We start from the raw sequence: 18,231 nt of genomic DNA on the forward strand, positions 1-18,231 counted from the left end.
CTGCGCCACCCCGTGATCCGGATGGCGCAGCGGTTGTATATGGATCAGGTGGCACCGCCCATAAAGCACCGCTACCCGAAAAATACACAAAAATAAGAAGGTATTTACCATGTCGCAAGCAAGTAGCCTCGCCGCTGGTTCAGCATCCGCTGAAGCAACCTCCGCTGCCGGTCGTGTGCAGTGGTCCACCCGAATGGCCTTCATCCTGGCCGCCGCCGGCTCCGCCGTCGGTCTGGGTAACATCTGGAAGTTCCCTTACATCACTGGTGAAAACGGTGGCGGTGCTTTCGTACTCGTTTACCTGGCCTGTATCCTGATCATCGGTATTCCTGTGATGATGGCCGAAATCGCGCTCGGCCGTCGCGGCCGTCACAACCCGGCACAGGGCATCAGCTCTATCGTCAAAGAAGCGGGCGCGCACCCGTTCTGGAAAATTATCGGCGGCATGGCGTTGCTGGCCGGTTTCATGATTCTCTGCTTCTACAGCATCATCGCCGGCTGGGCGTTCGCCTATGTGCCGAAAGCGGCCTCCGGGGCCTTCGTCGGTGCCTCCGCCGATGAGATCGGCGCGATGTTCGGCGGCATGCTGGCCGACCCGGTCGGCCTGACCATCTGGGGTACTTTGGTACTGGCCATCACCATGTGGATCGTCAGCCGTGGTCTGCAGGGCGGTCTGGAAAAGGCGATCAACACCCTGATGCCGGGCCTGCTGGTGCTGCTGCTGGTGATGGTCGGTTATGCGATGAGCACCGATCACTTCGAGCACGGCCTGGAGTTCCTGTTCGCCGCCGACTTCAGCAAGCTGACCGCGAGCAGCGTGCTGGTCGCGCTGGGTCACGCGTTCTTCACCCTGAGCCTGGCGTCCGGCGCCATCATGACTTACGGTTCCTACCTGCCGAAGAACGTCTCCATCGTTAAAACCTCGCTGCTGATCGCCTTTATGGACACCGCCGTGGCGCTGCTGGCCGGTCTGGCGATCTTCCCGCTGGTATTTGCCAACGGTCTGGAGCCGGGCGCTGGTCCGGGTCTGATCTTCGTGACCCTGCCGATCGCCTTCGGCCAGATGCCGTTCGGTACAGCGTTCGGCGCGATCTTCTTCATTCTGCTGGCGGTGGCGGCACTGACCTCCGCTATCTCGCTGCTGGAGCCGACCGTCTCCTGGATGACCGAGAAGTTCGACATGAGCCGGGCCAAGGCCTGCGCACTGACCGGCCTGTTGCTGTGGGTTGGCGGTATCGGCGTGGTGCTGTCGCTGAATATCGGTGCCGAGTGGACGCTGTTCGGCAAGACCTTCTTCGATATGCTGGACTACCTGACCGCCAACTGGATGATGCCGCTGGGCGGCCTGATGATGGCGATCTTCTGTGGCTGGGTGCTGTCCCGAGAAACCACCATCGACGAGATGGGCATGGGCAAGGGGCTGCTGTACAAGGCCTGGTTGTTCACCCTGCGCTACGTATCGCCGATCGCCATTATCGTGGTGTTCCTGAACGCGCTGGGCGTCATCCAGCTGTAAGTTCAGACTTATCCGTAGTTCGCAAAGCCCCGGCCGATGCCGGGGCTTTTTCGTGTCGGTCTAGCGGCTAGCATCGCCACCTATAGCGAATGCCGTCGCGACAGGCGCGGCGCTATAATCAGCGGGGATGTTTGCCGGGAGGCGGATAACCGGCGTGTTTTGGCTATGGAATGTTTCTGGCCGGTGCGGGATGGCGCTGGAACCTGTGAGGAATAAACGGAAATTGAAAGGACTGCTTAGCTCGATCATCGAGTTTGTTACCCTGGCTGGACTGATGATACTGGTGCCGGCCGTGGTGGCTGCCGATATCTTCTTGATCGGCTATGGCACCTCGGAACAGTCGCTTACCCAGATCAGCCAGGCGCTACTGCTGCTGCTGACCATGTGGCTGTTTGCCCGGGAGGCGGTGCGCCAGCCGGCGGCGCGCGGCATGCTGGTGCTCGGCGCGGGGTTCTTCGGTTGCATGCTGATTCGTGAGTGCGATGGCTACCTGGATGCCATCGCCCATGGTTTCTGGCAGTACCCGGCGATCGCCCTGGCATTGATGGCGATACTCTATGCCCGGCGCTGCCGCGGTACCGTGATGGCGCCGATGAGCGCGTATATGACCAGCCGGCCCTATCCCTATCTGCTGATCGGGCTGGTGGTGGTACTGGTGTTCAGCCGTATTTTCGGTACCGGCCACCTGTGGAAAGCGGTGATGCAGGTCAGCTATGACAACGAATACAAGTCGATGATCCAGGAGGCCCTGGAGCTGCTGGGCTATGTGCTGATCGCCTACGGTGCATGCCGCGCGTTCCTGGGCCGGGCCAAACCGGTGCTGGCGCCGGTCTCTACGTCAGGCCGCGCCCACGCGGAGTCGATGATGGCTGGCCTGCCGGAGTAAACCTGCTGCGGGCCGCTCTGGCTGGTGGCTGTTTCCTATACTGAAGCGGGGCGAGCCCGATTGCCGATAGCCGCAGTGGCGGATATCGGCCAGGTGGTGCCGACAGCATCGTCCCGCGCTTCAGCCATCAGCCATTCAGGTCGTGAGCATGCCCAGCATCCGCTACAGGGAGCAGGTTGAGATCGCCATGGAGGGTACGATCCATCTGGGAATTCAGCGTCTGCCGCCCGATCCGGTCGGCTTGGTGCTGTTCGCCCACGGTAGCGGTAGCAGCCGGCTGAGTTCGCGCAACAACTACGTGGCCGAGTTGCTGGCGGAGCGGCGGATCGGCTCGTTGCTGTTCGATCTGCTGACCGAGCGGGAAGACCGGGTCTATGCCAGCCGCTTCGATATCGATCTGCTGAGCCGGCGGCTGCTGCAGGCGACCGAGTGGGTGTGCCGGCAGCCGGCACCGGGTCCGTTGCCACTGGGCTATTTCGGCGCCAGTACCGGTGCCGCGGCGGCGCTGCAGGCCGCCGCCGGGTTGCCCGGTCAGGTCGCCGCGGTGGTGTCACGCGGCGGCCGGCCTGACTTGGCGATGCCTTACCTGGACCGGGTCAAGGCACCGACGCTGTTGCTGGTCGGCGGGCTCGACTACCAGGTGATCGAGTTGAACCGGCAGGCCGAGCAAGCGCTTAGCTGCCCGAAACAGCTCAGCATCATCCCCGGCGCCACCCATCTGTTCGAGGAGCCGGGTACCTTGGAGCAGGTTGCCCAACAGGCTGGCGACTGGTTTGCAAAATATCTGCACTGACTTGCGTTGCCGTTAATCAGACCGATGCCTGCAGGCGCTGGCTCGGATCGAAGCCCAGTTGCTCCAGCAGCGTAAACATCCGTTGTTCGTCCGCCGCCAGCTGCTGTCCGAGCCAGTTGCGGTAAGTATCCTGCAGGCTCTGAAACTTGCGGCCGGGCTGGCTGAGCAGCATGTAGCAAAGCCCCTCCATGATCGGCATCCGAAACGGAATTACCAGCTGGCCGGATGCCAGCCGGTCCAATACGTAGAGTAGATCGCCGACCACCACACCAATACCGTTCTCGGCGGCAGACAGCGCCATGTCCAGGGTTTCAAATTCGTAGCCCTGTTCGGTATCCAGCGCATCCAAGCCCATCGCCTGCGCCCAGGCCTGCCAGTGGATATGGCCGTCCAGCCGGGTATGGATCAGCGTCTGGCCGATCAAATCTTCCGGTCGCTCGATCGGTCCGTGCCGCGCCAGGTAATCCGGTGACACCAGTACGCCGAGCCACTCCCGGCGCAACAGCTCGCAGTGCAGATCGTCGAATGGGTACTGGCGACAGGCATGGATCACCAGTTCGCCCCCATCGATCTGGATGCGGTCGTTGATGGTACGCAGCCAGGTGGTTTCGATATGCAGGTCCAGCTGCGGGTAGCTGCGCCTGAGTTGCTCCATGCGGGGGATCAGCCAGCGTGCCGCGAAGGTCGGGGGCGCCTGCAGTCGGATCCGGCCTTTCTCGCCCTGTACCTCGTTGACCGCCTGCTGCAGGCAGTCCAGCGCCTGGCTGCAGCGTTGGTAGAACAGCCGGCCGGCGTCGGTAAGGCTGATCTGGTGGCCTTCACGGACGAACAGCGAAACGCCGAGGAAGGCTTCCAGCCCCTTGATCTGTTTGCTGACGCCGCTCTGGGTCATCGCCAGCTCCTGACCCGCCAGGGTGAAGCTCAGATGGCGGGCGGCCGCCTCGAATACGCGAATCGATTGCTGGGCCGGTAGCCGTTGGTAGCGCCCAGGTGGATGACTAATGGTCATGCTTGGATAACCAGAACTCGTTTGTTGGTGATCACTCCCTTGCTTAGGCTCAAGGTTCCTTAAACGGAACAGGGAGAAGAGTCATGATAACTGAAAAATCAAGCTGTCCGGCATATTTCAACGGTCGCTACATGGCCCTCGACGAGGTTGCCATATCGCCGTTGGACCGCGGCTTTCTGCTCGGTGACAGCATCTACGAGGTCATTCCTGTTTATCATGGGGTGGGGCTGGGCGCCGAACGCCATTGGCAGCGGCTGATGGCGGGGTTGCAGGCGGTGGGAATCGAGTCGCCCTATGCACTGTCCGACTGGCCGGGAGTGGCGGCACCGCTGCTGTCGGCCGATGAACCGGCCCAGATGCTCTACGTTCAGGTGACCCGTGGCGTGGAGGGCAGCCGCAAGCATCGCTTCCCGGTACTGGCGGAACCGACCGTACTGCTGTTCTCGACATCTTTTCAGCCACCGATCGACGGCAGTTATGCCGGCTGTGCCGGCCACCTGCAGGCCGACCTGCGCTGGCAACGCTGCAACGTCAAGTCCACCAGCCTGATGGGCAACGTGCTTGCTTATCGCCAGCTATACACGGACGGGGTAGCCGATGACGAGGCGCTGCTGGTGCGTGACGGCCGGGTGGTGGAAGCGCCGAGCAGCAACCTGTTCATTGCCTGCGATGGCGTAATCCGGACCCCGCCGCTGGACAACATCCTGCCCGGCGTCAGCCGTAGCCTGGTGATCGAGCTGGCTCGTGGCGAAGGGCTCAAGGTTATAGAGCAGGCGCCGGATATCGCCCAGCTAACGGCGGCGGACGAGGTCTGGGTGACCAACTCCTACGAGGAGTTGAAACCGATCGTAACTGTCGATGGCGATCCGATCGGATCTGGCCGGCCGGGACCGGTTTGGCGCTGCTTGCTGGAGCGCTACCAGGCGCTTAAACGCTGATGCTGCAAGAGATCCCCCCTAGTTTGAAAAAATAAAAATAAGAGGTCTTTATGAACGCAACGCTTTTTCAAAGGATTCTGTTGCCGGGTTTTATCCTGCAATCGGTACTGATCGGTGGCGGCTATGCCACCGGACGGGAACTGGTCGAGTTTTTTCTCAGTTCCGGACCGCTCGGCGGCCTGCTGGGCATCCTGGTGGCGACGGGCGTCTTCAGCCTGATCAGCATGCTGACCTTCGAACTGGCCCGGATGACTCGTAGCTACAGCTATCGAAGCTTTTTCAACCAGCTGCTGGGGCGCGGCTGGTTTCTCTATGAGCTGGCCTATTTCGCGCTGGGTATCCTGGTGCTGGCGGTGATCGGTTCAGCGGCCGGCCAAGTGGTGGCTGATCACCTGCAGATCAGCAGCACGTCGGGTACCGTCGTTCTGATGGTGGCAATCTGCGTGCTGGTGGCCTGGGGCACCAAACTGATCGAGAAGGTGCTGGCCGGTTGGTCGTTCCTGCTTTACGCCACCTATGCGGCATTCGTCTATCTCTACCTGAGCGAGCAGGGGGATGCGCTGGGCGACAAGCTATTCGGTGGCGAGGTGACCGGTGATTGGCTGGTCAATGCGATCAAGTATGTGGGCTACAACGTTGCCGCACTGCCGCTGATCCTGTTCTGTGTACGGCATATGGCTAGCCGGCAGGATGCGATCCGGGCCGGCATGTTGGCGGGGCCGCTGGCGATGCTGCCGGCGCTGGTGTTCTACCTGGCGATGGTGTCGGGCTCTGCCGAGGTGGCCCAGGCGGCGGTGCCGTCGGATTTCATGATCGGGCAGCTGGATGCGCCCTGGCTGCAGGCGATCTTCTATGTGGTGCTGTTCGGTACCTTCGTCGAGACCGGCTCCGCCTTTATCCATGCGATGAACGAACGGATTGCCGAGGTCTATCAGGAACGGCAACGGGTGATGCCGAAAGGGCTACGGCCATTGATCGCCGCACTGGCGCTGGTGCTGTCGATCTACCTGGCGCAGGTGGTCGGACTGGTCGGCTTGATCGGCGGTGGTTACGGCACCCTGACCTGGTTGTTCGTCGCGCTGTTTGTTCTGCCGTTGCTCAGCTATGGCAGTTACCGGATATTCATCAAACCGTTACAGGCGACCGGGGGGCAGCCTGCCTCAGGGTAAGACTGCAGCGGAATAGTTGGTTTGAAACGAGAAGGGGGCCGCTTTGGCCCCCTTTTGCGTGGTCCCGCCAGAATACCGTCAGTGGTTGAGGATCTGGCTCAGGAACAGCTTGGTACGTTCATGTTCCGGGTTGTTGAAGAAGGCGTGCGGTTCGTTCTCTTCGATGATCTGGCCGCTGTCCATGAAGATCACCCGGTCGGCGACGGTCTTGGCAAAACCCATCTCGTGGGTCACGCAGAGCATGGTCATCCCCTCCCGGGCCAGCTCGATCATCACGTCCAGTACCTCCTTGATCATCTCCGGGTCGAGCGCCGAGGTCGGTTCGTCGAACAGCATCACGTCCGGGTTCATGCACAGCGAGCGAGCGATCGCCACGCGCTGCTGCTGACCGCCGGACAACTGGCCGGGATACTTCTTCGCCTGCTCCGGGATCTTGACCCGCTCCAGGTATTTCATGGCGGTCGCTTCCGCCTCCTTGCGGGGCACCTTCTTGACCCAGATCGGCGCCAGCACGCAGTTCTCCAGTACCGTCAGGTGGGGGAACAGGTTGAAGTGCTGGAACACCATACCGACATCCTTGCGGACCGACTCGATCTGCTTGACGTCCTCGGTCAGGTGGCGGCCGTTGACGATGATCTCGCCCTGCTGGTGTTCCTCCAGCCGGTTGATGCAGCGGATCATGGTCGACTTGCCGGAGCCGGACGGGCCGCAGATGACGATCCGCTCGCCTTTCTTCACCTGCAGATTGATGTTTTTCAGCACATGGAACTCGCCGTACCACTTGTTGAGGTTACGCAGCTCTACCGCCAACTCATTGTCTACTCGATTCTGTGGTTCACTCATTGTCTAACTCTCCAGCTTCAACGGGCGCCATGGCCTGTGTGCAAGCGTTTTTCGAGGTGTTGGCTGTAGCGCGACATGCTGAAGCAGAACACCCAGAATACCAGCGCAACGAATACGTAGCCTTCGGTGGCGAAGCCGATCCAGTTCGGATCGTTGGCTGCCGCCTGCATGATCGCCAGCAGGTCGAACAGACCGATGATCAACACCAGGCTGGTATCCTTGAACAGCGCGATGAAGGTGTTGACGATCCCCGGGATCATCAGCTTCAGCGCCTGCGGCAGGATGATCATCACCATCTTCTGCCAGTAGCCCAGCCCCAGCGCGTCGGCGGCCTCATACTGGCCTCTCGGGATCGCCTGCAGGCCACCGCGTACCACCTCTGCCATGTAGGCGGATTGGAACATGGTGATACCGATCAGTGCGCGCAGCAGTTTGTCGAAGTCCATCCCCTCGGGGAAGAACAGCGGCAGCATCACCGACGCCATGAACAGTACCGTGATCAGCGGCACGCCGCGCCAGATCTCGATATAGATCACCGACAGCGAGCGGACGATCGGCATGTGAGAGCGCCGGCCGAGCGCCAGCAACACGCCGAACGGCAACGCCGCGACGATACCGACCACCGCCAGCACCAGGGTCAGGCTCAGGCCGCCCCATTTATGTGTATCAACCGGTTCCAGGCCGAAAAAGCCGCCGCTGAGCAGCACGAAGGCGATGAACGGGAAGATCACCAGCGTGAATACCGCCATCGGCCCCTTGGCCGGCAGGCGGGGGATCACCAGCCAGCCGATACAGGCCATCAGGATCACGAAGCTAAGGTCCAGTCGCCAGGTTTCGGCCTCCGGATAGAAGCCGTACAGGAACTGGTCGAGCCGCTGGTTGATAAACACCCAGCAGGCGCCGTCGCCGCTGCAATCCTGCCGGGTGGTGCCGAGCCAGTCGGCGCTGATAAAGGCCCAGTCGATCAGCGGCCAGAGCCAGATCACCGCCAGGTAGCCCAGCACCAGGGTGGCAATGCTGCTGCCCGGTCCCTTGAACAGGTGTTTGCGCATCCAGCCCAGTACGCCAATGGTACTGGCCGGCGGTGGGAGTGCTTTTTGAGTTTCGTACTTCATCGCAGGCTCCTTAACGCTCAACCAGCGACATGCGCTTGTTGTACCAGTTCATGAAGATCGAGGTCAGAATGCTGAGGGTCAGGTAGACCGCCATGGTCATCGTGATCACCTCGATCGCCTGGCCGGTCTGGTTCAGGGTGGTACCGGCGAACACGGCCACCAGGTCCGGATAGCCGATGGCGGTGGCCAGCGAGGAGTTTTTGGTCAGGTTCAGGTACTGGCTGGTCAGTGGCGGGATGATCACCCGCATCGCCTGCGGGATGATGATCAGCCGCAATGTGCGGGTTTTCGGCAGCCCTAGCGCTGAGGCCGCTTCCAGCTGACCGTGCGGTACCGCCAGGATACCGGCCCGCACCGTCTCGGCAATGAAGGTGCCGGTGTAGATGGTCAGTGCCAGCCACAGGGCCACCAGCTCCGGCAGCAGGGTCATGCCGCCGCGGAAGTTGAAGCCTCTCAGTTCCGGGTGATCCAGCGATAGCGGCATGCCGGCGGCGAAGAATGCCAGCAGTGGCAGGCCGATGATCAGGCCGAAGCTGATCCAGCCGGTTGGCAGGATCTGGCCGGTCTCGTCCTGACGCTTATGGCCCCAGCGACTCAGCAGCACGGACGCGACGACGGCAATCACCAGCGCGATACCCACCAGACCGAAGCCGTCCTCCAGCACCGGTGCCGGCATCGATAGCCCGCGGATATTCAGGTAGCTGCCGAGGAACTCGATACTCTGGCGCGGTGACGGCAGGGTACGCAGCACGGCAAAGTACCAGAAGAAGATCTGCAGCAGCAGCGGGATGTTGCGGAAGATCTCGATGTACAGGCTGGACAGTTTGGCAACCAGCCAGTTATCGGACAGTCGCGCGATCCCCATGATGAAGCCGAGGATGGTGGCGGCAATAATACCGAGCACTGAAACCAGTATGGTGTTCAGCAGACCGACGACGAAGGTACGGCCGTAGCTGGAAGCCTCGCTGTATTCGATCAGCGACATCGGGATACCGAAGCCGGCTGTTTCGGACAGGAAGCTGAAGCCGGTGGTGATACCGCGTTGTTCGAGGTTATTCAGGGTGTTTGAGATGATAAACCAGGCGAACAGCAGGATGGCTGCGACCAGCAGGCCTTGAAACAGCAGCGCCCGCTTGCCCGGATCATTCCAGAATTTTACTTCCGGTGCCGACGATGCGGCACCCTTATCTTTCTGTAGATCAGGTGGCATCTAACGTTCTCCGCCCCGACAGGGGAGTTACCCTTTAGAAAACAGGGCAACGGCCCGGCGACCGCCGGGACGTTGCGTTTGCAGTCTTAAGCCGGTGGCTGCGGGTTATCAGCGGATCGGCGGAGAGTACAGCAGGCCGCCCTGGTTCCACTGGGCGTTCAGGCCACGGTCGATCTTCAGCGGAGAGCCCATGCCGACGTTGCGGTCGAAGGATTCGCCGTAGTTACCGACCTGCTTGACGATCTGGTAGCCCCAGTCTTCGCCGATGCCCATGCCTTTAGCCAACCCTTCGGAGCCGCCCAGCAGACGCTGGACATTCGGGTTGTTGTCGGATTTTTTCTGGTCGACGTTGGCGGAGGTGACACCGAGCTCTTCCGCGGTGATCATCGCGTTCAGTGACCACTTGACGATGTTGAACCACTGGTCGTCACCCTGGCGGACCACCGGTCCGAGCGGTTCCTTGGAGATCACTTCCGGCAGTGCGACCACGGAGTCCGGATTGCTCATGCGGGTGCGCAGGCCGTATGCCTGGGACAGGTCGGTGGTGAAGGCGTCACAGCGGCCGGTGTCGAAGCTGGTTGCCGCCTGTTCGTTGGTATCGAATACCACCGGCGTGTGTTGCAGGCCATGGGTGCGGAAGTAGTCGGCCATGTTCAGTTCGGTGGTGGTACCGGACTGGACACAGATGGTGGCGCCGTCGAGTTCCTTAACGCTTTTCAGGCCCAGGTCCTTCTTCACCAGGAAGCCCTGGCCGTCATAGTAGGTCACCCCGGCAAAGTTGATACCCAGCTGGGTGTCGCGGCTCAGGGTCCAGGTGGTTACCCGGGACAGTACGTCGATCTCGCCGGATGCCAACGCGGTGAAACGCTCCTTCGCGGTCAGCGGGATGTATTTAACTTTGCTCGCATCACCCAAAACCGCAGCGGCCACTGCACGGCAGACATCCACATCCAGTCCTTTCCAGTTGCCTTTGTCATCGGGTACCGAGAAGCCGGGCACGCCGCTGGTGACGCCACACTGCAGGTGACCGCGTTCCTTAACGGAGTCCAGGGTGCCGGCGGCAAAAGCGGTGGTGGAGGCAAGCGCAATTGAAAGGGTTGTCGCAGTAGCCAGAAGTGATTTTTTGAACATTAGGCGTTCCCTCAGTGAGTGTTGTTTTAGCCAAAACCAGGCATGTTTAGCCGATTATTTTTATTTTGTGGTTCCGAGTAAAAGCTGTTCCAGACCACGCCATACCATCAAAGGCGTTTAAGCCTTCGTTGTCAACTACTTGCTAGAGAATTACCGACATTCCATTTGGCAGATATTGCGGGTAAATCATAGCGGGGAGCAACCCTGTGAAATAAGGTTGCAGTAATGGCAAGGTCAGTTACCGGATAGTGGTGCACTCTGGCGCTAATGGTGGTGCACTTTGGCGCTGCTGCCTGATCTTTCGTTTCTCTGCGCCGGGCCCGGCTATCGGGGCGGTAAGGGGTATCGGTCCCTCAGTAAACGGCAGTGTCGTGAAGCTCGCAAAAGCTATTGCTCTGTAATAGCAGATGGGGCAGTATGGCAACCAATGATGGGCCAATATCGGAGCGATGTATCGGACGGAGCCTGACGCATTGTGAAAATTAAAGTCTAACTTCTATTTAGCTCGTAGCGCTCTGCTGTCGGGTATTAATGAACGCTGCGCTTTAGTGATTGACGAACGGTATGGATGTCATTATTTGGAGTCTGCGTACAGGGCTTTAATATGATGTCTGCACTCGCCTGCCTTAAAGTATTCTAATTTTCTTCCGGCTCTCCTGTTAATCAAGCGATTGCCCTATTATTCGGGCTTCCCTTTTAAAAAGTGGCCACTGTGCATTGCTGCATGCCGAATGGTAACGATGCTATTCGGGTGCTGTGGTTATCACCTGCTGATGCCCGCTATCCCGGCTTAAGGTTGATTGTGATCAAGTTTGGGTGTGTCGTTGTCCCCTGAGCCGATCGACAAGCTATTCTCAACAACATGCACGGCAGATTGTCTGGCGGCCGAACTGCCATTGCGGTTTGTCTTGTGGCATTGCGTTTCATTCGGTGTGGGCCCGGCCCAGGCAACAAGGCCGGCTGTTATTGTCAGAGATGATGCTGATAATTGCGACTCGTGAGGGGGTGATTATGAGACAGCGTTTATTGGCCGGGTTTTGCCGTGGGGCTTTGATCGCCGCATGGTTGGTTGCTGTGCCTGCACAGGCCCATGGTCCGGGGATGGAGGACCAGGGCATGATGGGTGGCCATGCTATGGGCGGCTTCGGCATGATGGATGGTCATGGAATGATGTGGGGCCAGGGTATGATGGGCGAAATCTCGCCCTATATGGCCGGAGCCCTGGACTTGAGTGATAAGCAGCAGGCCCAGATTGCCGATATCCAGCGCCGCCATGCCAGGGAGCATTGGGACCTGATGCAGTCGTTACACGGCCATGGTCAGAAAATGATGGAACTGTACGGGGAAGATGATCCGGAGCCGAAAGCGTTGCGCGAAGCTTATATGGAGATGAGCGAGGTGCATGGCCGGATGATCGAGCTGATGGCGCAAATGCATCGTGAGATGCACGGTATTCTGACCGAGGAACAAAGGCAGCGTCATCATCAGATGCGCCGATACGGCGATTATTATCGTGATTGACGTGGCTTTGGTGCAGGATTCAGGCGGTTGTTAACCGCCTGATCTGCATGCTGAGTCATGATTCTACTTATCGTTCGACAAAGGCCCGTTCGATCACGTAGTGGCCATGATCGCCATGGCGAGCCTCGATGAAGCCCATCTCGTCCAGAATGCTGCAGGTGTCCTTGAGCATGCTGGGGCTGCCGCAGATCATGAAACGGTCCTCCTCGACGCTGAGCTCGGGCAAGCCCAGGTCACGGGTCAGTTTGCCGGACGCCAGCAACTCGGTCAGCCGGCCCTGGGTGTGGAACGGTTCGCGGGTTACGGTCGGGTAGTAGATCAGTTTCTCGGCTACCAGATCGCCAAAATATTCGTTGTTTGGCAGGTGACTCTGGATTATCTCGGCGTAGGCCAGTTCAGAGCGGAAGCGGACGCCGTGGGTCAGGATCACCTGGTCATACTGCTCGTAGATCTCCGGGTCCTTGATGATGCTCAGAAACGGTGCCAGCCCGGTGCCGGTGCTGATCAGGTAGAGCCGCTTGCCCGGCAGCAGGTGGTCGTTGATCAGGGTGCCGGTTGGCTTGCGGCTGATCAGGATTTGGTCGCCCACCTTGATCTTCTGCAGCTTGGAGGTCAGCGGTCCGTCCGGCACCTTGATGCTGAAGAACTCCAGCTGGTCTTCATAGTTGGCGCTGGCGATGCTGTAGGCGCGCATCAGCGGTCGTCCCTCGTGCTCCAGGCCGATCATGGTGAAGTGGCCGTTCTTGAAACGGAAGCCCGGGTCGCGGCTGGTGGTGAAGCTGAACAGGGTATCGTTCCAGTGATGGACGCTGAGGACCTCTTCGCTGCCGATGCTTGCCATGGAACTTTCCTCTTAGGTTATTCAATTTAGTTATAAAAAAATTAAAATCTATTCCTGTGTTGAAGATGCTAGCCGGGACTAGCATAGTGTTAAAGACGATAATTCAGCTAACCCTTATCGGTAAAAGCGATCGGTAAAAGCGGATATGAAATACACCCTGCGTCAGCTTCAGGTGTTCCTGGCAGTGGCTCATTACGACAATATCACCCGCGCGGCGGAGAGCTTGTCGATGTCCCAGTCCGCCGCCAGCGGGGCGCTGCGAGAATTGGAGGAGCAGTTCGATATCCAGCTGTTTGACCGGGTTGGCAAGCGGCTGCAGATCAATGAGCTGGGCCGGCTGCTGCGACCAAGGGCCGAATCGCTGCTGGAACGGGCGCTGGCACTGGAACAGGATCTCAGCCAGCACCAGGCGGTCGGCCAGTTGAAGATCGGTGCCACGCTGACCATCGGCGATTATCTGGCGGTGGGGCTGATCGCCCGCTATATGGCCGAGTATCCCGGCGCCCGGCCGCAGCTGCAGGTGGCGAACACCTCGACCATCGCCGCCCGGGTGGCCAACTTTGACCTGGATATCGGCCTGATCGAGGGTGAGATTCAGCACCCTGAGCTTGAGATTCAGCCCTGGCGTGGCGATGAGTTGGCGGTGTTCTGCGCGCCGGACCATCCGCTGGCCGGGAAACCTCGGCTGAGCGATACCGATCTGCTGTCTGCCAATTGGATCCTGCGTGAGCCGGGCTCCGGCACCCGGCAAACCTTCGACCACGCGCTGCACGGCCTGTTGCCGGAACTGAATATTCTGCTGGAGCTGGAGCAGACTGAGGCGATCAAGCGGGCGGTGGCGGCTGGCCTGGGGATCGGTTGCCTGTCGCGGATCGCCCTGCGGGAGGAGTTTCAGCGCCAGACGCTGGTGCCGCTGTCGGTGGCGGGGCGCGACTTCAGTCGTCAGTTCTACCTGATCATGCATCGCCACAAGTATCACAGCGCCGGCATCGAGCGCTGGATCGAGCTCTGCCGGCAGGCTTGATAAGCGTCTACGCTCAATGTGCCGGCTGGGAGCGGCAGTTAAAGAGCGCGTATCCAGTCGATCAGCAGTACCTCGGTACCGGGGTTGTCATCGCCCAGCTCGGCATTGGAGATATGACCGATCTCCAGGCGGACTCGCTGTTGTTGATCGAGCCGATAATCGACAAACAGGCGTGACCTGAATTCCACGTCATAGCCGAGATCGAGCTGATGATCGTTGGAATGATAGTAGCCGGCGTTGATGCCCAGGCCCCAGTCCCAGTGGTCCGACAGCGGGAATGCCTTCTGCAGCCCCAACCCCAGATAGCTGGTGCTATGCTCGCTAACCAACAGTTCGCCATAGGGCTGCACGCTCCACCATGCATCCTGAGGTTCGGCCTCATATGCCAGCTGCAGCAAGGGCTTGGCGTCATTATCCAGGTCGGCGATGGCGCCGCCGCCCAGCACCAGTGAGCCAGCCTGCAGCCAGGGGCTGAAGCCGGCCGCCAGCAATGTTGCAAAGATCGTTGCTCGCTTAATCATTCAAATCCTCCTTGAGGCGCAGAGTGTCTGGCCTGCAAACTGATCGATGACGCGCCTCCGGAACCAGGTACGACGCTTTCACCCTACCCAAACCTTTATAGACCGCAAAACTGAAATGACCAGCAATAGCGCACGCCGGAAAGATACTAAGGTGTTAAGCCACGCCTGAAAAAGTTTGTAAGAAAGCGGCCGCGGGTTCGACTAACAACCGTCGGATGCCATTAATCGACAAGCATTGCTCTGCGCCAATAGGGTTGATTCATCCAATTCCGGTCGCGGTGAGAGCAGGGTGGGAGCGGGCAGTCCGGTTGGCGGAACAAAAGTGGCCGCGCCTGGCGGAGCGGCCGAAGGGGCGCCACCGGTGCTGAGGACCGGTGGCGTTGGCTGATCGGTTTAGCCTTCGATGTCGACCAGGATCTCGCCCGGGGTGACCCGGTCGCCCTTCTCGACATAGACCGCTTTAACGGTGCCGGCGATGGTCGCCTGCACTTCGGTTTCCATCTTCATCGCCTCGGTGACCAGTACCGGCTGGCCGGCGTTGACGGTATCGCCCTCCTTGACCAGCACCTCGACGATATTGCCCGGCATCGCGGTGGTGATATGGCCCGGGCTGGTGGCCTTGCCGCGGCCGCTTTCGCTGGCGCCGGCAAAGCTGCCGATCGGCTCCAGTACCACCTCTTCGGGCACGCCGTCGACGGTCAGGAAGATACTGCGCTTGGCGCTGTCCTTGCCGCCGACGCCGGTGATCGCCACCTCGTAGGTTTCGCCGTGCACGTCGAGCTTGAACTCGGTCGCCACCCCTTCGTCATGCGGCCGGCCGGCTGCGGCGGGCGGCTGCAGCGGTTCCGGCTGCAGGGTGCCGGCGGCGCGCTCCTCAAGGAACTGCTTGCCGATATCCTGGAACATCGCGTAGGTCAGCACATCCTCGTCGCTCTCGGCCAGCGAGCCGATCGCTTCGCGCAGGGCGGCCATTTCCGGTTTCAGCCGGTCGGCCGGACGCTCGTCGATCACCGGTTCATTGCCGATCGCCTGGGTACGCAGCTTGGCGTCGACCTCGGCCGGCGGCTGACCGTAGCCGCCCTGCAGGTAGCGGCGCACCTCGTTGGTGATGGTCTTGTAGCGCTCGCCCGCCAGCACGTTCAGTACCGCCTGGGTGCCGACGATCTGCGAGGTCGGGGTGACCAGTGGCGGGTAGCCGAGGTCCTGGCGTACCCGCGGGATCTCGTCGAACACCTCCTGGATGCGGTTCAGTGCGTTCTGTTCCTTCAACTGGTTGGCCAGGTTGGACATCATGCCGCCCGGGACCTGGTTGATCTGTACCGACACGTCTTCGCGGGTGAACTCGCTTTCGAACTGGTGGTATTTCTTGCGTACTTCGCGGAAGTACTGGGTGATCTCGGCCAGCAGCGCCAGGTCCAGGCCGGTATCCCACTGGGTGCCTTTCAGCGCGGCGACCTGGGATTCGGTGGCCGGGTGGCTGGTGCCCCAGGCGAAGGCGGACAGCGCGGTATCGATATGCTCGGCACCGGCTTCGATCGCCTTCAGCTGGCACTGGGCGGCCAGGCCGGCGGTGGCGTGGCTGTGGATGAACAGCGGCAGGTCGACCGCATCCTTGATGGCGCGTACCAGGTCATAGGCGGCATAGGGGGTCAGCAGGCCGGCCATGTCCTTGATCGCGAGGGAGTCGGCACCCATCGCTTTCAGTTGCTGGGCCTGCTTGACGAACAGTTCGGAGGTGTGGACCGGGCTGGTGGTATAGCAGATGGTGCCCTGGGCGTGCTTGCCGGCTTTCTTGACCGCTTTCATCGCGGTTTCCAGGTTGCGCAGGTCGTTCAACGCGTCGAATACGCGGAATACGTCGATGCCGTTGTCGGCGGCTTTCTGCACGAATGCCTCGACCACATCGTCGGCGTAGTGACGGTAGCCGAGCAGGTTCTGGCCGCGCAGCAGCATCTGCAGGCGGGTGTTCGGCAGGGCTTGTTTCAGCTGGCGCAGGCGCTGCCAGGGATCTTCCTTCAGGAAGCGCACGCAGGCGTCGAAGGTGGCGCCGCCCCAGACCTCCAGCGACCAGTAGCCGACCTGGTCGAGCTTGTCGCAGATCGGCAGCATATCCTCGGTGCGCATGCGGGTGGCGATCAGCGACTGGTGAGCGTCGCGCAGGATCACATCGGTAACGTGGACTTTAGTCATCTTATTCATCTCCTGTGGACTCTGTCGCTTACAGGCCGGTGTAGCCGGCCATGGCAGCCGCGATGGCCAGCGCAACTTCGCGCGGGCGACGCTTCTCGGAATAGTTCAGCAGCTCCGGATGGCTGGGCACGAAGCTGGTGTTGAAGTCACCCTTGCGGAATTGCGGATGCTGCAGGATCTGCTCGTAGTACAGCGAGGTGTTCTTGATCCCCTGCAGTCGCATATCGGCCAGCGCCCGGCTGCCGCGGTTGAGTGCTTCCTCCCAGGTCAACGCCCAGACCACCAGTTTGAGGCACATCGAGTCGAAATAGGGCGGGATGGTGTAACCGCTGTAGATCGCGGTATCGGTACGCACGCCGGGGCCGCCCGGCGCATAGTACCGGGTGATCCGGCCGAAACTCGGCAGGAAGTCGTTCTTCGGGTCCTCGGCGTTGATACGGAACTGGATCGCAAAGCCGCGGTACTGGATATCCTCCTGGCGGTAACTCAGCGGCAGGCCGGAAGCCACCCGGATCTGTTCGCGCACGATGTCGACGCCGGTGATCTGCTCGGTGATGGTGTGCTCCACCTGCACCCGGGTGTTCATCTCCATGAAGTAGACTTCGTTGCCGGCCAGCAGGAACTCCACGGTGCCGGCGTTCTCATAACCGACCGCCTGGGCGGCCTTGACCGCCAGCTCGCCGACGTAGCCGCGTTGTTCTTCGGTCAGCTGCGGGCTGGGTGCGATCTCGATCAGCTTCTGGTTGCGCCGCTGGATCGAGCAGTCGCGCTCGAACAGGTGCACCACGTTGCCCTGACTGTCGGCCAGAATCTGCACCTCGATATGCTTCGGGTCGACGATGCATTTTTCCAGGAACACCTCGGCGGAACCGAATGCCTTGGTGGCTTCGGAGATCACCCGCGGGTACTGCTGGCGCAGGTCTTCGGCCGAATCGCAGCGGCGGATGCCGCGGCCGCCACCACCGGAGGTGGCTTTCAGCATCACCGGGTAGCCGATCTCGGCGGCCACGCTCAGCGCTTCGTCCAGGTCTTTCAGGTTGCCGTCGCTACCCGGAGTGACCGGTACACCGGCGGCGATCATGCTGGCGCGGGCGGCGGTCTTGTCACCCATCCGGGCGATCACCTCGGCGCTCGGGCCGATGAAGGTGATGCCGCGCTCTGCGCAGATCCGCGCCAGGTCGGCGTTTTCCGACAGGAAGCCGTAGCCTGGGTGGATCGCGTCGCAGCCGGTTTCAACCGCCAGGTTGACCAGTCGGCGTGGATCCAGATAGCCGGCCAGCGGGTCGTCGCCGATAAAGTAGGCTTCATCGGCCCGCTTGACGTGCAGGCCATAGCGGTCGGGATCGGTGTAGATCGCGACCGAGCGAATCCCCATCTCGGCGCAGGCGCGCACGATGCGGACTGCAATTTCGCCACGATTGGCGATCAGGATTTTCTTTAACATGCCGCTCCTCCGGGTAGGCGTGTACATGTCTAAAGACGTTAGTCGATTCCCTTGCGAAGCAAAAATTGATATTTGTTAGG

The 18,231-nt window shown here is 60.6% G+C and carries 16 protein-coding genes; 7 read left to right on the forward strand and 9 right to left on the reverse strand.

Translation table 11 applies throughout. From position 1 onward, the window contains the following. The first annotated feature begins 109 nt into the window (after nucleotides 1-109). The 3 genes from K6T12_RS02225 to K6T12_RS02235 all read left to right on the forward strand — a co-directional run bounded on the left by K6T12_RS02225 (nucleotide 110) and on the right by K6T12_RS02235 (nucleotide 3,195). A complete protein-coding gene (locus tag K6T12_RS02225; RefSeq protein ID WP_222219061.1) occupies nucleotides 110-1,516 on the forward strand; it encodes a sodium-dependent transporter in 1,407 nt (468 codons plus the stop codon). A gap of 223 nt (nucleotides 1,517-1,739) precedes the next feature. Next, entirely contained in the window at nucleotides 1,740-2,402 is a 663-nt protein-coding gene (locus K6T12_RS02230; RefSeq protein ID WP_222219062.1) for a hypothetical protein, read from the forward strand. Nucleotides 2,403-2,550: 148 nt separating this feature from the next. Next, nucleotides 2,551-3,195 carry a dienelactone hydrolase family protein gene (locus K6T12_RS02235; protein WP_222219063.1) on the forward strand — a complete coding sequence of 215 codons (645 nt, stop codon included), beginning with the start codon at nucleotides 2,551-2,553 and terminating at the stop codon, nucleotides 3,193-3,195. A gap of 16 nt (nucleotides 3,196-3,211) precedes the next feature. On the opposite strand, the gene K6T12_RS02240 is transcribed toward K6T12_RS02235, so the two are convergent. Continuing rightward, a complete protein-coding gene (locus K6T12_RS02240) occupies nucleotides 3,212-4,204 on the reverse strand; it encodes a LysR substrate-binding domain-containing protein (protein ID WP_222219064.1) in 993 nt (330 codons plus the stop codon). A gap of 83 nt (nucleotides 4,205-4,287) precedes the next feature. Here K6T12_RS02240 and K6T12_RS02245 point away from each other — a divergent pair, with 83 nt between their 5' ends. Both K6T12_RS02245 and K6T12_RS02250 read left to right on the forward strand, forming a co-directional pair. Continuing rightward, complete coding sequence (locus K6T12_RS02245; RefSeq protein ID WP_222219065.1) at nucleotides 4,288-5,142, forward strand: aminotransferase class IV; 855 nt, start codon at nucleotides 4,288-4,290, stop codon at nucleotides 5,140-5,142. A 50-nt stretch (nucleotides 5,143-5,192) separates the two neighbouring features. Next, nucleotides 5,193-6,311 carry a hypothetical protein gene (locus tag K6T12_RS02250; RefSeq protein ID WP_222219066.1) on the forward strand — a complete coding sequence of 373 codons (1,119 nt, stop codon included), beginning with the start codon at nucleotides 5,193-5,195 and terminating at the stop codon, nucleotides 6,309-6,311. Between the two features lie 78 nt (nucleotides 6,312-6,389). Here K6T12_RS02250 and K6T12_RS02255 read toward each other — a convergent pair whose 3' ends face one another. From K6T12_RS02255 to K6T12_RS02270, 4 genes are all read right to left on the reverse strand, one after another. Beyond that, the gene (locus K6T12_RS02255) at nucleotides 6,390-7,154 is read right to left on the reverse strand and encodes an amino acid ABC transporter ATP-binding protein (protein ID WP_222219067.1); all 765 of its coding nucleotides are present in this window, start codon (nucleotides 7,152-7,154) and stop codon (nucleotides 6,390-6,392) included. Between the two features lie 17 nt (nucleotides 7,155-7,171). Beyond that, nucleotides 7,172-8,269, reverse strand: a complete 1,098-nt coding sequence (locus K6T12_RS02260; protein ID WP_222219069.1) for an amino acid ABC transporter permease — start codon at nucleotides 8,267-8,269, stop codon at nucleotides 7,172-7,174. A 10-nt stretch (nucleotides 8,270-8,279) separates the two neighbouring features. Continuing rightward, on the reverse strand, nucleotides 8,280-9,479 hold the full coding sequence (locus K6T12_RS02265) for an amino acid ABC transporter permease (RefSeq protein ID WP_222219071.1): 1,200 nt from the start codon (nucleotides 9,477-9,479) through the stop codon (nucleotides 8,280-8,282). A gap of 108 nt (nucleotides 9,480-9,587) precedes the next feature. Beyond that, nucleotides 9,588-10,610 carry an amino acid ABC transporter substrate-binding protein gene (locus tag K6T12_RS02270; RefSeq protein WP_222219073.1) on the reverse strand — a complete coding sequence of 341 codons (1,023 nt, stop codon included), beginning with the start codon at nucleotides 10,608-10,610 and terminating at the stop codon, nucleotides 9,588-9,590. 1,011 nt (nucleotides 10,611-11,621) lie between these two features. Here K6T12_RS02270 and K6T12_RS02275 point away from each other — a divergent pair. After that, nucleotides 11,622-12,131, forward strand: a complete 510-nt coding sequence (locus tag K6T12_RS02275) for a Spy/CpxP family protein refolding chaperone (RefSeq protein WP_222219075.1) — start codon at nucleotides 11,622-11,624, stop codon at nucleotides 12,129-12,131. A gap of 67 nt (nucleotides 12,132-12,198) precedes the next feature. Here K6T12_RS02275 and K6T12_RS02280 read toward each other — a convergent pair whose 3' ends face one another. Beyond that, nucleotides 12,199-12,972, reverse strand: a complete 774-nt coding sequence (locus K6T12_RS02280; protein WP_222219077.1) for a ferredoxin--NADP reductase — start codon at nucleotides 12,970-12,972, stop codon at nucleotides 12,199-12,201. 145 nt (nucleotides 12,973-13,117) lie between these two features. On the opposite strand from K6T12_RS02280, the gene K6T12_RS02285 reads away from it, so the two are divergent. Further along, a complete protein-coding gene (locus K6T12_RS02285) occupies nucleotides 13,118-13,996 on the forward strand; it encodes a LysR family transcriptional regulator (RefSeq protein ID WP_222219079.1) in 879 nt (292 codons plus the stop codon). Nucleotides 13,997-14,034: 38 nt separating this feature from the next. On the opposite strand, the gene K6T12_RS02290 is transcribed toward K6T12_RS02285, so the two are convergent. The 3 genes from K6T12_RS02290 to K6T12_RS02300 all read right to left on the reverse strand — a co-directional run bounded on the left by K6T12_RS02290 (nucleotide 14,035) and on the right by K6T12_RS02300 (nucleotide 18,151). Continuing rightward, a complete protein-coding gene (locus K6T12_RS02290) occupies nucleotides 14,035-14,517 on the reverse strand; it encodes an acyloxyacyl hydrolase (RefSeq protein WP_222219081.1) in 483 nt (160 codons plus the stop codon). 393 nt (nucleotides 14,518-14,910) lie between these two features. Continuing rightward, nucleotides 14,911-16,707 (reverse strand): sodium-extruding oxaloacetate decarboxylase subunit alpha, encoded by a 1,797-nt coding sequence (gene oadA / locus K6T12_RS02295; protein WP_390878856.1) that lies wholly within the window; start codon nucleotides 16,705-16,707, stop codon nucleotides 14,911-14,913. A 28-nt stretch (nucleotides 16,708-16,735) separates the two neighbouring features. Beyond that, nucleotides 16,736-18,151, reverse strand: coding sequence for an acetyl-CoA carboxylase biotin carboxylase subunit (locus tag K6T12_RS02300; protein ID WP_222219085.1), 1,416 nt, complete (start codon nucleotides 18,149-18,151; stop codon nucleotides 16,736-16,738). Nucleotides 18,152-18,231 lie beyond the last annotated feature (80 nt).

Origin of the sequence: Marinobacterium arenosum (assembly GCF_019795155.1) — a bacterium.
In the GTDB taxonomy this organism is placed as follows: Bacteria; Pseudomonadota; Gammaproteobacteria; order Pseudomonadales; family Balneatricaceae; genus Marinobacterium_C; species Marinobacterium_C arenosum.

Excerpts from the sequence above, each read along its gene's own strand:
- K6T12_RS02225 (WP_222219061.1), top strand. The coding sequence starts at position 110 with ATGTCGCAAGCAAGTAGCCTCGCCGCTGGTTCAGCATCCGCTGAAGCA.
- K6T12_RS02235 (WP_222219063.1), top strand. The coding sequence starts at position 2,551 with ATGCCCAGCATCCGCTACAGGGAGCAGGTTGAGATCGCCATGGAGGGT.
- K6T12_RS02240 (WP_222219064.1), bottom strand. The coding sequence starts at position 4,204 with ATGACCATTAGTCATCCACCTGGGCGCTACCAACGGCTACCGGCCCAG.
- K6T12_RS02245 (WP_222219065.1), top strand. The coding sequence starts at position 4,288 with ATGATAACTGAAAAATCAAGCTGTCCGGCATATTTCAACGGTCGCTAC.
- K6T12_RS02250 (WP_222219066.1), top strand. The coding sequence starts at position 5,193 with ATGAACGCAACGCTTTTTCAAAGGATTCTGTTGCCGGGTTTTATCCTG.
- K6T12_RS02255 (WP_222219067.1), bottom strand. The coding sequence starts at position 7,154 with ATGAGTGAACCACAGAATCGAGTAGACAATGAGTTGGCGGTAGAGCTG.
- K6T12_RS02260 (WP_222219069.1), bottom strand. The coding sequence starts at position 8,269 with ATGAAGTACGAAACTCAAAAAGCACTCCCACCGCCGGCCAGTACCATT.
- K6T12_RS02265 (WP_222219071.1), bottom strand. The coding sequence starts at position 9,479 with ATGCCACCTGATCTACAGAAAGATAAGGGTGCCGCATCGTCGGCACCG.
- K6T12_RS02270 (WP_222219073.1), bottom strand. The coding sequence starts at position 10,610 with ATGTTCAAAAAATCACTTCTGGCTACTGCGACAACCCTTTCAATTGCG.
- K6T12_RS02275 (WP_222219075.1), top strand. The coding sequence starts at position 11,622 with ATGAGACAGCGTTTATTGGCCGGGTTTTGCCGTGGGGCTTTGATCGCC.
- K6T12_RS02280 (WP_222219077.1), bottom strand. The coding sequence starts at position 12,972 with ATGGCAAGCATCGGCAGCGAAGAGGTCCTCAGCGTCCATCACTGGAAC.
- K6T12_RS02285 (WP_222219079.1), top strand. The coding sequence starts at position 13,118 with ATGAAATACACCCTGCGTCAGCTTCAGGTGTTCCTGGCAGTGGCTCAT.
- K6T12_RS02290 (WP_222219081.1), bottom strand. The coding sequence starts at position 14,517 with ATGATTAAGCGAGCAACGATCTTTGCAACATTGCTGGCGGCCGGCTTC.
- oadA (WP_390878856.1), bottom strand. The coding sequence starts at position 16,707 with ATGACTAAAGTCCACGTTACCGATGTGATCCTGCGCGACGCTCACCAG.
- K6T12_RS02300 (WP_222219085.1), bottom strand. The coding sequence starts at position 18,151 with ATGTTAAAGAAAATCCTGATCGCCAATCGTGGCGAAATTGCAGTCCGC.